Genomic DNA, 13,792 nt, shown 5'->3' with positions numbered 1-13,792 from the left:
ATCGGCTAAAAAATTAGTTTAAAGGTATATCTCTGGTTTGGCCGGCATTGTTGGTTATGGTTACCGATGCCATTGAATCATCAATATTAAAAAATCTGGCCGATTGCGACAAGAAAGAACCTCCGTTATAAAATTCGCGTCTGGCTGTTGTACCGTTTTTATATTTAATGGTACCATACATATCACCAGGTAACAGGCTGATTGCGCGGGCTGCTTTTTTTAGTTGAAATACTTTTAACGGGCCTTTGTGTTGTGTAGCGGCCAGCAAGTAATTGCCTTTAGCACCACGTAGTTTAATGAGTCCTTTACCGTCGCCAGGTATGTAAAGGCCACTTTGCATGATTGTTAAAGGCTTGAAATTACCTTTTCCATCTCCTTTTAATATCAACCCGTTAAAGGCGTCATATCGCCCTGTACTTACTTCTGTACCATAGTCATTACCACTCAGGGCTACATCAAGATTGCCGTCACCGTCAAAATCATCTGCCACAATGCCTGCCAACTGCGATATTTGCGCTTCTATAGGTAATGGTATCAGTGTAAATTTACCATGCCCATCATTACGCATATAGCAAGAGCGTAGTTCATTTGCTTTTAATCTGATTGCGCCTTTACGCATAGCAGGTGTAATAACACTATCCATTGTTGCCACAGCAAAGCTTTTGTAATTCTGAAACTTGATCCTCATGCTGATCATCTGTTTAACGATATCATCACGTGTATGTGCCGGAAATTCTTTCATTTCCCCTTCCCTATCTTTCAAAAACAAAGACGGAAAAGCATCGTAACTATCGTTTCCGTCAAAATCTTTAGCGGTAATAAACATAGGGTACTTATCTGTTGCCTTATAAAAAGTATTTAAACCGGTATTACCCAATATATAATCCGTGTCACCATCGTTGTCAAAATCGCCACCCGCAATGGTGTTCCACCAGCCCAGCTTATTGGCTATACCAGTATTGTTCGTAATGTTTTTAAACACACCATGATCATTTTTTAAAATGGTAACCGGCATCCATTCGCCTGTAATAATAAGGTCGGGCCAGGTGTCGTTGTCATAATCAGTAAAAGATGCATCGCATACCAGCCCCACATTCACAAGGCTTTTAGCCACCATTGGTGTCACATCGGTAAACTTAATTATACCATTTTTGCTGTCGTTACGTAAAATAAAACTTGATACAGGTTTTGGGTAACTCCAGGGTTCCACCCTGCCTGATACAAAAAGGTCGGGTGCGCCATCCTTATTATAATCTATTGATTTAACACATAACTTACTTGTAAAATTAGATGGTAAAGCATTAGGCTGTAACGTAAAATTCCCCTTTCCGTCATTGGCATATATCCTATCCTGGTAAGCAGCCGACTGCGGAGCTTCTTCATAACCACCGCTGGCTGCGTAAAGGTCAAGGTCACCATCGCCATCTGCATCAAATAACAGCAGTCCTTCATCTTTAAACTTATGTACACCAGTTGGCTGGTTCACCAAATTACGCTGAATAAACTTTCCGTTAGGCTGTTGTAAAAGCACCTGTGCCGGATACTTGTAAGTACCGGCAATCACCATATCGTCGTACCCGTTTCCGTCCACATCGCCAGCGGCAATTGCGGGGTTATACTCAGAAAATTTGTGCGGGATTAATTTCTGGATATTAAAATCGGCAAAGTCGTCGTCATGGTGCATGTAATTTACCCCGGTGTTTTTAGTTACTTCTGTAAACAAAGATTGTTGTTTAAGGGGTATACTAAACGAATTCGGTGTGCTAGCATTAGCAATATCAACTGTGAGTAACTGATCGGCCTTTATACTACTAAGCCTTTGTTTTTTACCGTTATACCATTTTATCACTACCGAATCTATCCGGTTAACATTTCCTAAACCAAAGTGGGCAATATTCTGGATGGTTGACAGGTAACCCCGGTAAGGTGTGTTTTCATAAACCTGGTGCTTACCATGGTTGTAATAAATGTCGGCCCATGCACCAATGCCATCTCTGTTTTGAGGATTACCTTTAAATTTTATCTGCAGGTAGTGATTATTGTTCTGATCATTTTCGCGCGAACGGTTCTTGTAGATAAATGCCTCGTCATCAATATTATTGACAACCACATCCATGGCGCCGTCATTATCAAGATCGGCATAAACCGCGCCGTTAGAAAAGGATGGGATATCCATTCCCCATGTTTTGGTTACATCCTCAAATTGCAGCTTGCCATTATTTCTGAAGGCATAGTTTGATATCTTAACAATTGGAATTTGCTCCAGTACCTGTTTTTTTGAAGCTACCGCATAAGAATCGTTACGAAAGGCAATAAAATCATGGTCGGTAACATCGCGGGGATAGCCATTAGTTATGATGATATCCCGAAAACCATCATTATCAAAATCGGTTATCATTGGCCCCCAGCTCCAGTCGGTTTGTGCAACGCCGCTTAAAAAAGCAATTTCACTATACACCGGCGCTCCTACCGAGTCGTTTTGCCCAACTCTGGCACCCTGGTTTAATTGAAGAGTATTGTGGTTATATTGGTATTGATACCCGTATGTATCAAAATTTTGATATAACTGGTAAAAGGTAGCCGGCATAAACATCTTTTTACGGTAGTTATCCTCGGGGTCCATATCCAGTTCAAAAACATCTGCTAAACCGTCGTTATTAATATCCTGAACATCTTGGCCCATGGCGCTGGTGGCCGTATGTTTAAAATATTCCATGGAACGGTCGGTGAAAGTGCCGTCGTGGTTATTGATGTAGAGTATGTTGCTTGGCAAAAAGTCATTGGTTACATAAATATCTTTCCAGCCATCCAGGTTAAAATCGGCAATGCTTGCCGCATGGCCATAGCCTTCAATTAAAATACCCGCTTCTTTAGATACATTTTTATATACAGGATGCTTCAAAACAGGGTCGTAATCATTACGGTATAGCCTGCCGGTATTTGGGCTGCTACCATCTTTTATTATAGGCCTGAAAGAACTCGTATTGTCGGTAGACTGTGCTTCATTTACAGTGAGATACATATCCAGGTCGCCATCGTTATCATAATCAAAAAACGAGGCCATGGTAGAGTGCAGGTTAATATCAAGCCCATAAGCTTTGGCAGATTCTTTAAAATGGGGCACCCCATCTTTATCCATCCCCTGGTTAATATAAAGCAGGTTTAACCTTTTTGTCGCATCATTTAACAATGTGTTACATACGTATATATCCTTTAAGCCATCGTTATTGATATCTACAACGGCTACACCCCTGCCCCAGCCGCCCTTACCCCCAACGCCGGCTTTTTGGGTAACATCATCAAATTTAAAATCGCCTTTGTTAAGGTAAAGTTTGTTAGATACCGCATTACCTATAAAATAAATATCCTGTAACCCATCGTTATTAAAATCGCCTATTCCTACACCACCGCCATTATAAATATTTAGTTTATCAAGCGGGTTAATGGTGTCGTTTTCTACGATCAGATTGTTGAATGTAACGCCCGAATGTGAGGAAGATATCCGCTCGAAAAGCGTATCCTTTTTACAGGAAAATATACAACAGCAGCAAGCAATAATCAACAGATAACTCAGGGGTTTCATATAAACGAGTATAACAAAAATTTAAATAAAAAAAGAGGAGAAGAATAGTTCTCCCCCTCTTTTTGTAATAGCGCAGGCTATTATTTATAACCATCAAGTTGTTTTAGTTGTCCTTTAGACATATCTATCTGTGGTTGAGGTATTGGATACCATTCGTTTTTGTTTTTAGTAAAACGCGCAACCTTCATTACCGCTGATGTGAACTTATCACCAAAATCACGCGTATTTTTCAGGAATTTTTCAATCTCATCACCCATGAAACCGGTTGGCGCAGGGCCTCCGTTTATACCATCCCAACGTGATAGGTCGAAGAAACGATGACCTTCCATACCTAATTCAATTTTTCGCTCAAAATATACTGCACGGCGTGCCCATGCTTTACCGTTAGTGGTAAACTGGCCATTGTACAATCCAACTTTGTAATTAGCTGCAAACTTGGAATTATCAACAACTGGTTTGGTAGCATCAAGTTCTCCTTTGTCGTTTTTACCATAACCAGTTAGTTTACCTTTAACCCAACCACTTTGGTCAGCAGCACGGCTACGTACTTTATTTACAAGCGTTTCAGCATTAGCCAGTGAACCCGTCTCAACCTCACATTCTGCAGCCCACAGTATTACATCTGCATACCGGATAGCGTTGTAGCTGTTAGCTGTTGACTGATTAGCAGCCCAGCCTCCATAAGAATCTGACGTAGTAGACTGCGCAGCTTTATAGTAAACGTTTTTAATTGGCAGGTAAGGGCCGCCATTAGGCTGATCGCGGGCCCATGCAGCACCCGGGCAAATACCCCAGTCTAAATATGGAATACCGCGACGGCCAACAGACCAGTCTAACCTTGCATCAAGCAATTCATCGCCAGGCATATATATTTCTTCTGCTTTAACACCCTGGTCGTTTTTAATGTAGCCGTTCTGATAGGTATCTATTAAAGGCAAACCATTGGCATCAACTTTAAAAGAGTTAACAAAGTCAAATGTAGGCTGGAAGAAACCGCAGCAGCTTGCAGGGCCCGCTGAAGGAAAGTTAAGTACGTTACCGGCATTGCCATTTAACCCGTTAGCACCATCTTTTACTGACGTTTGAACCACAAAAACGCCCTCAGGACCATTCTTTTTCAACGGATTGAAGTTATCTGAATAAGGTTCAAGGGCGTAAGCAGCACCAGAACTTGTTTTACCATTAGCCATGATATCATTCAACAAATCAAGGGCATCGCCATACTTATGCTCAAACATCATAGTTTTTGCAAGGAAAGCCTTAGCAGCCCATTTATTGGCACGGCCAATTTGAGGTTGTGTTTCAGGTAAAACGTCGGCTGCTGCTTTAAAGTCAGCTTCTATTTTATCCCATATCGGGCCATCGTTTGGTATATCAAAGTTATTATTCAGATACGTTACGCTTTCATCCACGTAAGGTACATTCTTCCACAATTTAGCAGCTTCCAAGTGGAAAAAACCACGTAAAAAACGAGCTTCGGCTATAAATTGGGCATTTTGTTCTTCGCTGATTGAACCATCTTTAACGGTTGGCAATACGCGCAAAACATCATTTGCCCGTTGTACCCCTGCATAGCAAACACGCCATTTAGCATCCAGGTAATCATTACTACCGGTTGCGTTAAAAGCTTCAAGGTTGGCAGCAGCCGGCTGGTCGCCGGGGTTAGAGCCTTTAAATGCATCACCGCCTACCACGCTACCATATATCCAGTTGTCGGTACCGGTAAGCCAAGGGTCTCCTTTTTGTCCATCGTACACACCATCTACAACAGAGTATGCTCCAATTAATATCCCATCAACACCGGTGCGGGTTGCAACTACTTCTGGCGTTAAAGCGCCAACAGGCGGCTGATCCAGGAATTTCTTACACGAATATGTTGAGGCAAACAGTACTACTGTTGCTGGTAAAATAAATTTTAATTTAAGATTTTTCATAACTATTAATCTTTATATACAGTTAGGTATAATTAGAATGTAAGGTTAACACCGAATATAAACCTGCGCTCGTTATTCGGGTAGTTACCTAAATCTATACCAGGGCTATTCTGGTCAATTGATTGCAACTCCGGATCTGGTCCTGAATACTTGGTAGCAGTAAATAAGTTTGTACCCTGTACATAAATGTGCAGTTTATCAACACCTACTGCTTTTAAAGCATTAGCACCAAAAGTGTAACCCACCTGTAAAGAGCGCAGTTTCAGGAACGAGCCATTTTCTACATAATAAGAGTTGATGGCATCTGTAGTACTAAAGTTGTTTGCGTTCTCAGCGATCGGGGTTTTTGCGTTGGCGTTTTCTGAAGCTGATTTTGTTGGGCTCCATGCATTGTATAACAGGTCTCGGCTTTTATTACCGGTTTGCGAACCGTAAAAGTTTGTCCAGTATTTAACTGAATTGTAAACATCGTTGCCTTGAGAACCATATAACACAGCGGTAAAGTCAAACCCTTTGTAAGCAGCATTCAAGTTTATGCCATAAGTAAAATCTGGGTTAGGGTTACCAATAAACGTACGGTCAGCATCAGTGATGCGTCCATCGCCATTGATATCCGCATAACGGAAGCGGCCTGGTGCTGCTGCAGTTTGATAATCAGGGCGTGACCCAAATACATCAGGAGTTTGCTGTGCATTCAGTGCATCTATTTCAGCCTGAGAATTCCAGTAGCCTATCACTTTGTAACCATAAAACTGGCCAATACTTGTGCCTACATCATTTTTAACTACACTACCGTTACGCACACCAGTGGTGAAAAAGCTTGAGCCCAGGTTTGTGATAGTATTTTTAACAGTAGTGATGTTAGCACCAATGTTGTAAGTAAACTCGCCAGATTTGCCATGATAGGTAGCTGCGATATCAAAACCCTTATTCTCTACCGAACCCACATTAATGGTTGGCGGAGTTGACGGAGAACCACCTACAGTAGCCAATAAAGGCACCTGCACTAATAAACCATCAACTGTTTTTTTGTAGTATTCAGCAGTAATATCAAAGTGGTTAAATATAGAAGCATCAAACCCTACGTTAAATACTTTATCCTTCTCCCATGTGGTGGCGAGGTTACCTGTTGAATTATTAAAGTAACCGGCTATGATTGAATTGATAGAGCCATCAATAGGATAAGAAGCGCCGCCAGGGCTGGTTCCGTAAGCGGAGTAAGCGCTGTTTCTCCTAACGTTGCCATTGAAACCTGATACACCGTAGCTACCACGAATTTTTAAATCATTTAACCAGTTAACACCTTTCAGGAATTCTTCCTGTGAAGCGCGCCATGCCAGTGATACTGATGGGAAAGTACCCCATTGCTGGCCTTTATAAAATCTTGAGCTACCGTCGCGGCGGATAGTTGCACCTAAAATATATTTGTCAGCATATACATAATCTAAACGGCCAAAGAAAGACATTACTTTGTTTGGATAGTTGGTTGGATTGTTTAGATCGAAGAAACCGCTGTTTGCAGTTGTTGTACTTGCCTGACCCTGAGTGATACTTGCAAAGAAAGGATCAAGAGAGAAAAGGTTTTTAGTTGATGCGTTAATTTCGCGGTGGCTATAGCTTCTGGCTTCGAAACCACCCAAAACATTAAGGCTGTGTTTACCAAACACCTGTTTGTAATTCAATGTATTACTCCAGTTGTAATTGGTTTCATATAATGAACCTTCGTTGTAGCTGTTATTACCGCCATGGGCTTCACCGCTATCATATTGGCGGTAGCCTATGTTATAATAATACCTGTTGGCAACATCGGCACTGAACGCTGAACGTGCAGTAAAATGTTGCAAGAAATCAGCTTCGGCAAAAGCAGTACCCTGCATACCCCACTGATTTGTTTTATTGGTAACCTGGCGCTCTTGCAAACCAACCGCATTAAGCGCGTTACCCAACGCAGCCGGGCCGGCATAAGTACCTCCTAAGTTACCTGCAATATCCCTAACCGGGATAATTGGAAGTGTACGGTAAGTTTCGGAAATTGGGTTACCCTCGTTTTGGTTACCACCGTTTGCTAAACCACCGCCACCGTTAGGCGATTGGATGTAAAAAAAGCTGATATTTTCGCCCACACGCACATGGTTTTTAACACTGAATACGGTGTTTACACGCGCCTGGTAGCGTTTAAAATAAGTATTGATCAGCGTACCCTGCTGGTTGGTATAACCTAACGACATAAAGTAGGTGTTTTTTTCGCTGGCACCACTTGCACTTAAAGAGTGCTGCTGTATTGGCGCTCCTTTAAATACTTCATGATACCAATCTGTACCTGCACCTTTAACAAATTTTTGGATCAGGTAATCCAGGTTTGGATCATTATCCAAATGGTAATTTGGCAGGAATGAATTTGCATTGGCCTGGTTAAATACACCTTTGTTAGAACCTGCTGCTGTACCACTACCAGATTGATAACCGTAATCAGCAATTTTGCCATTAATTAACAGAGCATTACCAGGGTCTACCTGATTAAGCAATTGCTCATACTCATCGGCATTTAAGGTATTGAACACATTGCCGCTAAGTGGGCGGGTTGTGCCATAAAATGCATCATAAGAAATAGTTGTTTTTCCCTGACGACCTTTTTTAGTAGTTACCACAACAACACCATTACCACCGCTAATACCATAGATAGCGGCCGCGCCGGCATCTTTCAATACAGAGATGGATTCGATATCATTAGGGTTGATGTTAGAAATGCTTCCGGTTTGCAAACCATCAACCACATACAATGGTTGCGAGTTACCAAAGTTACTGGTACCACGGATGAAAACCTGTGCACCAGCACCAGGAGCACCTTGTGTAATTACGTTAACACCGGCTGCCTGGCCTTGTAACAAATTTTCGGTACTTACAGTAGGTACCGATTTTGCTGCGCTAACATCTACAGTGGCAACCGAGCCGGAGATATCTTTTTTACGCTGTGCGGTGTAACCGGTTACCACAACTTCGGTAAGTGCATTGGTGCCCGACTGCAAAACAACATTGATGTTGTCGCTTTGCCCCACTGTAATTTCCCTTGCGTTGTAACCAAGATAAGTAACAACAAGAACATCGCCGGGCTTTGCATTAATGCTGAAGTTACCGTTAACGTCTGTTTGTGTACCAATGGTAGTGCCCTTAATAACTACAGAGGCCCCAACTACGGGCAACTTGTCATCGCTGCCTGTAACCTTTCCTGTGTGTTTTGTTTGAGCTGTAACTACCAATGAAGATACCATGCAGCATAATAGCAGGCATAGCGCTCTTCCTTTGAGGAGTAAACTTTTAAACATGAGATTGAGATTTAGTTGATTAATATATTTGATTTAAGATCTTGGTATGCTGATTGGTACGGACGTTTGCTTTTGCGCAATAGTAACCAGGAGAATACTTAAAGAATTCTTTCTTTGAGGAAAAAGCGTCTGCTTTTTTAGGGTGAGATCAAAAAGAAAAAATCGTAAAAGTTTACTCATATAGTTACACTATCCTGTTCATTCAAATTAATTAATTCATAAACATGGTACGGCCTTTTGCAGCACCGGTATAATTTTAATGTTATCTTTCTTTAAAAAGAAATTGGCTATAATGGTAATCCTCTAATATAAATAAGGTGTAATTATTACACAAGCAAGTATCTATGATTTATAATTTATTTATTTTTAAATACCTTATTTTAAATAATTATTACTATTAAACAAATTAATATTATAGTATTATCAACTGTTCAATGTTTTTAATATTAAAATAGCAATTACATATTCCCGTTTTTTACCATATCAGGATATCTATTCAAGAAGATAGCGTTCAAAAATCTCATAATACTTAAAGTTAATGTTAAATTTTAAAAAACTTTTGTAGCTTTTTTAAAAAGTATAATTGAATTAGTAAATCTTTACAAGGCTAACTTTTGGTGTTGCTTATCACTTGTGCAACTTTGTACTGATACACTATACAATCCTATTATTCATTGCTTGTATAAGATAAAACCACTCAAAATAAAAAATATAGAGGTTTTAGTTAACTTTTGTATAAATAATATCAAGGTGTTATTTAGCCCAGGATACCTTCGCTGTCTTTATATCGGCAGAATTGAAACCTATATGGATATAGAAATCGCCTGGTTCCCAGTCGTATTTAAGCTGGCTGTTATAAAATTTAAGCTGTTGCGGTGTAATACTGAACGTTATAGTTTTCTTCTCCCCTGTTTGCAAATTAACTTTTTGAAAACCTTTAAGCTCTTTAACCGGGCGGCTTATACTGGCAACCGGATCTGATATATATAATTGTACAACTTGTTCGCCTGCATAGGGGCCGTTGTTAGTAACTGTTACGGATGCTGTGAGCATTTCACTGCCTTTTAATTGCGATTTACTTAATTGCACATCACTGTAAGTAAATTTGCTATAGCTTAAACCATAACCAAACGGATAAAGCGGATCGTTACTGATATCGAGATAATCTGATTTAAATTTTGTTGGACCGGATGTATACGGGCGGCCTGTATTCAGGTGATTGTAATAAACCGGTATTTGCCCAACGCTTCGCGGGAAGGTAGCAGTTAGTTTGCCAGATGGGTTGTAATTACCAAACAACACATTGGCAATTGCATTACCCGCCTCGGTGCCCGGCGCCCATACATCTAATATAGCTGCGGCGTGCTCATCCTCCCAGGTAAGCGTAAGCGGCCGGCCGTTAAATAATACAATAACAAGTGGTTTGCCTAACTTGGCAAGCTCTTTAAGCATTCTTTGCTGGCTTTGTGGTATGCCAATGTCTGAACGGCTTGATGACTCCCCGCTCATACTTTGCGACTCGCCCACAACAGCTACTATAACGTCTGACTTTTTTGCCGCTTTAACCGCGTCCTCGATCATCTCATCAGGCGATTGCTTATCAAGCGATACCATGCCGGGGCCAAAGTTTAAGCGTTTCATAAACGTGGTATCATCTGTAATGTTACTGCCCTTAGCATAGTTTATCGTAACATTTTCGCCTACCAAATGCTTAATACCTTCCATTACACTTACCGATTTTTCCCACTCGCCACCAATAACCCAGGTGCCAAGCATATCTCTTTTATTATCAGCAAGCGGGCCAACAAGGGCAATAGAACTGCCGGTTTTTTTAAGTGGCAATATCTGGTTTTCATTTTTCAGCAAAACAAATGAATGTTCGGCAGTAGTGCGTGCAGCCTGGCGGTTGGCTTGTGTCATTATCTCAGTCTGCTCGCGTTTTGGGTCAAGTGATTTATACGGATTCTCAAACAGGCCTAACTTATATTTTGCTTCCAGCACAAGCCGGCAGGCGCGGTCTATATCTGCTATAGTGATCTTTTTTTCCTGTAAAGATTTTTTTAATGTTTTTAAATATCCCTCTCCTACCATATCCATATCAAGGCCGGCTTTAATGGCTAAGGCCGATACTGTTTGCAGATCGCCCAGCCCGTGGTTGGTTACTTCATTAAGCGAAGTATAATCAGATACTACAAAGCCCTTAAAGCCCCATTGGCTGCGTAACAAATCGGTAAGCAGCCATTTGTTGACTGTTGACGGAACGCCATCCACTACATTAAATGAGCTCATGATGCTGCCAACACCCGCATCAACGGCGGCTTTATAAGGTGGTAAGTAGTAATTGTACATTGCCAGGCGGCTCATGTCAACCGTATTATATTCACGGCCGGCTTCAGCGCCACCGTAAAGGGCAAAGTGTTTCACACAGGCCATAACCGCGTCGGCGTTTTTCAGGCTGCTGCCCTGGTAACCTTTAACCATGGCCGCCGCAATTTTACCACCAAGATACGGGTCTTCACCGCTTCCCTCGGATATACGGCCCCAACGGGCATCGCGGGCAATATCAACCATTGGAGAAAATACCCAGTTTAATCCTTCGGCCGTTGCTTCTTTGGCAGCAATGTGGGCCGACTGCTCGATGACCCCCAGATCCCAGGTAGCAGACATACCCAGCGGAATCGGAAAAATAGTACGGTGGCCATGTATCACATCCAACCCAAATATTAAAGGTATGTGTAAGCGCGAACCATTAACTGCCGCTTCCTGCATTTTGCGAACATCGGCAGTTCCGTATAAACCAAAGATACCGCCTATTGATCCTTTTTTTACACCTTCACCTATCCCATTATTAGTTACCGAACCTGTAATAGCCATGCCACCGGTTACTAAATTAAGCTGACCAATCTTTTCATCGATCGTCATTTTTTTCATTAAACCGCCTATAAAAGCATTCATTTTTGCTTCTTCTGAATGCTTTTGGGCCATAGCCTTCTTCAGCGGGTGGCAAAATATAATGATAGCGCTAAAAAGAACAGCGCTTTTAAAAGCTAAAGGTTTTTTCATGGAAACACGTTTATAATTGCAGGGCATATTATTACTATGTTAACTCTGCTTTATTAATAACTCTGAAACTTTTAGTATAATTGGTTTTATCAATACACTGTAGTTAAGTGTAATTGGTACACAATTGTAAATATTAAAATCAAACATTCAAAGTGTTTTTTTACAGAAAAGTGTAATGTTAACAAAAGAAGAACTGGAAAAACATTGGACACAGGCAAGTGAAATCTATCTTAACCATGTATCTATTGATTGCGTGGTATTTGGTTTTCATGAAGGCCAGATGAAGGTGCTGATGCTTAAAAGTAATAACGAAAAAGCCTGGTACCTGCCAGGTGGCTTTGTACGTAATGAAGAACCTATTGATGATGCCGCGAACCGCATTTTAAAAGAGCGAACAGGCATCGATAAAATATTTTTAAGGCAGTTTCATGTTTTCGGCGACCCCGACCGCACTAAATTTCATAAAGAAACTTATAAGGACATGCTGCCAAAAGAGCACAATTTTTTTGCTCAGCGCTTTATATCCATCGGTTATTATGCACTGGTTGATTTTATGAACGTAACTCCAACACCAGATGCATTTTCAGAAATATGTACTTGGCGCGATCTGAACGATCTGCCCGAATTTCAATTGGACCACGAACATATCTTTCGTACTGCACTTGATACCCTTCGTTTACAATTAAATTATCAGCCAATTGGTTACAATTTAATGCCCCGGGAGTTTACCATGCCCGAGCTGCAAAAGCTTTACGAAACCATCCTGGACAAGAAGCTGGATCGCCGGAACTTTCAGCGGCGCATATTGGGTTTTGGTATTCTTAACAAGCTTGAGCAAACCCGCAAAGGCGGCGCCCATAAGGCACCTTACCTTTACTCTTTTAACCTTCAAAACTACCAGGCGGCCCTCCGGGAAGGCCTGCAAGGGGGCTGGTAAGCCATTTTTTTGACGAAAAATTAGTATTTTAAGCCACTCTGTTTACTTAATTTCTACTATGAAAATAAAAAACGTACTGGTTGATACTACTTTAATTGTATTTGGCATTCTGGCTGCAGGTTTCGGCTTAAAGGGCTTCCTGCTTTCCAGCCATTTTATTGACGGTGGTGTAACTGGTGTTTCCATGTTGGTTGCCGATCTTTCGCACATACCTTTATCGGTGCTCATATTTGTCATCAACATTCCGTTTTTATTCTTAGGGTACCGTAAACTGGGTTTTACTTTCGCTTTAAAAAGCGCGGTATCAATAGCCGGGCTGTCGCTTTGCCTTGCCTTTGTACATTTTCCGGATGTAACACATGATAAATTGCTTACAGCCATATTCGGCGGTGTGTTTATTGGTGCTGGTATTGGTATGTCTATACGTGGTGGCGCTGTTTTAGATGGTACTGAAATTGCCGCCTTGCTTGTAAGCAAAAAAGCCCAAATAGTACGCGTAAGCGACGTCATACTTATTTTAAACGTAGTTATTTTTACTGCCGCCGTGTTTCAATTAGGGGTTGAGCCTGGCTTGTATTCCATACTTACCTATTTGTCGGCTTCAAAAATGATCGACTTTATACTCAATGGTTTGGAGCAATATACCGGCATAACTGTAGTATCTGCAAAAGGCGAGGAAATACGTGTGGCCATCACCCAGAGCCTTGGCCGGGGCGTTACTGTTTACCAGGGAAAAAGCGGTTATGGTAAGGACGGGCATATCAACTCACCACGAGAGATCATCTTTACTGTTGCTACCCGTTTAGAGGTACCGCTGTTAAAACGTGAGATTTTAAAAATAGATCCAGCCGCATTTATCGTACAAACCAGCGTTGACGATACTACAGGCGGATTATTGAAAAGGAAGAAAGGACATTAAGGCGCCGGCTATTTAAACGCCCCTGCAACTCCT

General features: G+C 41.4%; 6 protein-coding genes. 2 read left to right on the top strand and 4 right to left on the bottom strand.

Translation table 11 applies throughout. The annotated features are described in order from the left end of the window. Positions 1–13 precede the first annotated feature (13 nt). The 4 genes from ACFQZX_RS05015 to bglX all read right to left on the bottom strand — a co-directional run bounded on the left by ACFQZX_RS05015 (position 14) and on the right by bglX (position 11,903). Positions 14–3,583, bottom strand: coding sequence for a VCBS repeat-containing protein (locus ACFQZX_RS05015; protein ID WP_377112060.1), 3,570 nt, complete (start codon positions 3,581–3,583; stop codon positions 14–16). Between the two features lie 80 nt (positions 3,584–3,663). After that, positions 3,664–5,517, bottom strand: coding sequence for a RagB/SusD family nutrient uptake outer membrane protein (locus tag ACFQZX_RS05010; protein ID WP_377112057.1), 1,854 nt, complete (start codon positions 5,515–5,517; stop codon positions 3,664–3,666). A gap of 32 nt (positions 5,518–5,549) precedes the next feature. After that, positions 5,550–8,840, bottom strand: a complete 3,291-nt coding sequence (locus ACFQZX_RS05005) for a SusC/RagA family TonB-linked outer membrane protein (protein ID WP_377112054.1) — start codon at positions 8,838–8,840, stop codon at positions 5,550–5,552. Between the two features lie 753 nt (positions 8,841–9,593). Beyond that, on the bottom strand, positions 9,594–11,903 hold the full coding sequence (gene bglX / locus ACFQZX_RS05000; RefSeq protein ID WP_377112052.1) for a beta-glucosidase BglX: 2,310 nt from the start codon (positions 11,901–11,903) through the stop codon (positions 9,594–9,596). Positions 11,904–12,078: 175 nt separating this feature from the next. Here bglX and ACFQZX_RS04995 point away from each other — a divergent pair, with 175 nt between their 5' ends. Both ACFQZX_RS04995 and ACFQZX_RS04990 read left to right on the top strand, forming a co-directional pair. Further along, the gene (locus tag ACFQZX_RS04995; protein WP_377112050.1) at positions 12,079–12,840 is read left to right on the top strand and encodes an NUDIX hydrolase; all 762 of its coding nucleotides are present in this window, start codon (positions 12,079–12,081) and stop codon (positions 12,838–12,840) included. Between the two features lie 58 nt (positions 12,841–12,898). Further along, positions 12,899–13,759 (top strand): YitT family protein, encoded by an 861-nt coding sequence (locus ACFQZX_RS04990; RefSeq protein WP_377112048.1) that lies wholly within the window; start codon positions 12,899–12,901, stop codon positions 13,757–13,759. The last annotated feature ends 33 nt before the right edge of the window (positions 13,760–13,792 follow it).

Source organism: Mucilaginibacter litoreus (genome assembly GCF_042676805.1).
Lineage (GTDB): Bacteria > Bacteroidota > Bacteroidia > Sphingobacteriales > Sphingobacteriaceae > Mucilaginibacter > Mucilaginibacter litoreus.
Note: the sequence above shows the minus strand (reverse complement) of the source record. Positions and strands in the feature narration are given on the sequence as shown.

Coding starts and splice junctions, on each gene's coding strand:
- ACFQZX_RS05015 (WP_377112060.1), bottom strand. CDS start 3,583: ATGAAACCCCTGAGTTATCTGTTGATTATTGCTTGCTGCTGTTGTATA.
- ACFQZX_RS05010 (WP_377112057.1), bottom strand. CDS start 5,517: ATGAAAAATCTTAAATTAAAATTTATTTTACCAGCAACAGTAGTACTG.
- ACFQZX_RS05005 (WP_377112054.1), bottom strand. CDS start 8,840: ATGTTTAAAAGTTTACTCCTCAAAGGAAGAGCGCTATGCCTGCTATTA.
- bglX (WP_377112052.1), bottom strand. CDS start 11,903: ATGAAAAAACCTTTAGCTTTTAAAAGCGCTGTTCTTTTTAGCGCTATC.
- ACFQZX_RS04995 (WP_377112050.1), top strand. CDS start 12,079: ATGTTAACAAAAGAAGAACTGGAAAAACATTGGACACAGGCAAGTGAA.
- ACFQZX_RS04990 (WP_377112048.1), top strand. CDS start 12,899: ATGAAAATAAAAAACGTACTGGTTGATACTACTTTAATTGTATTTGGC.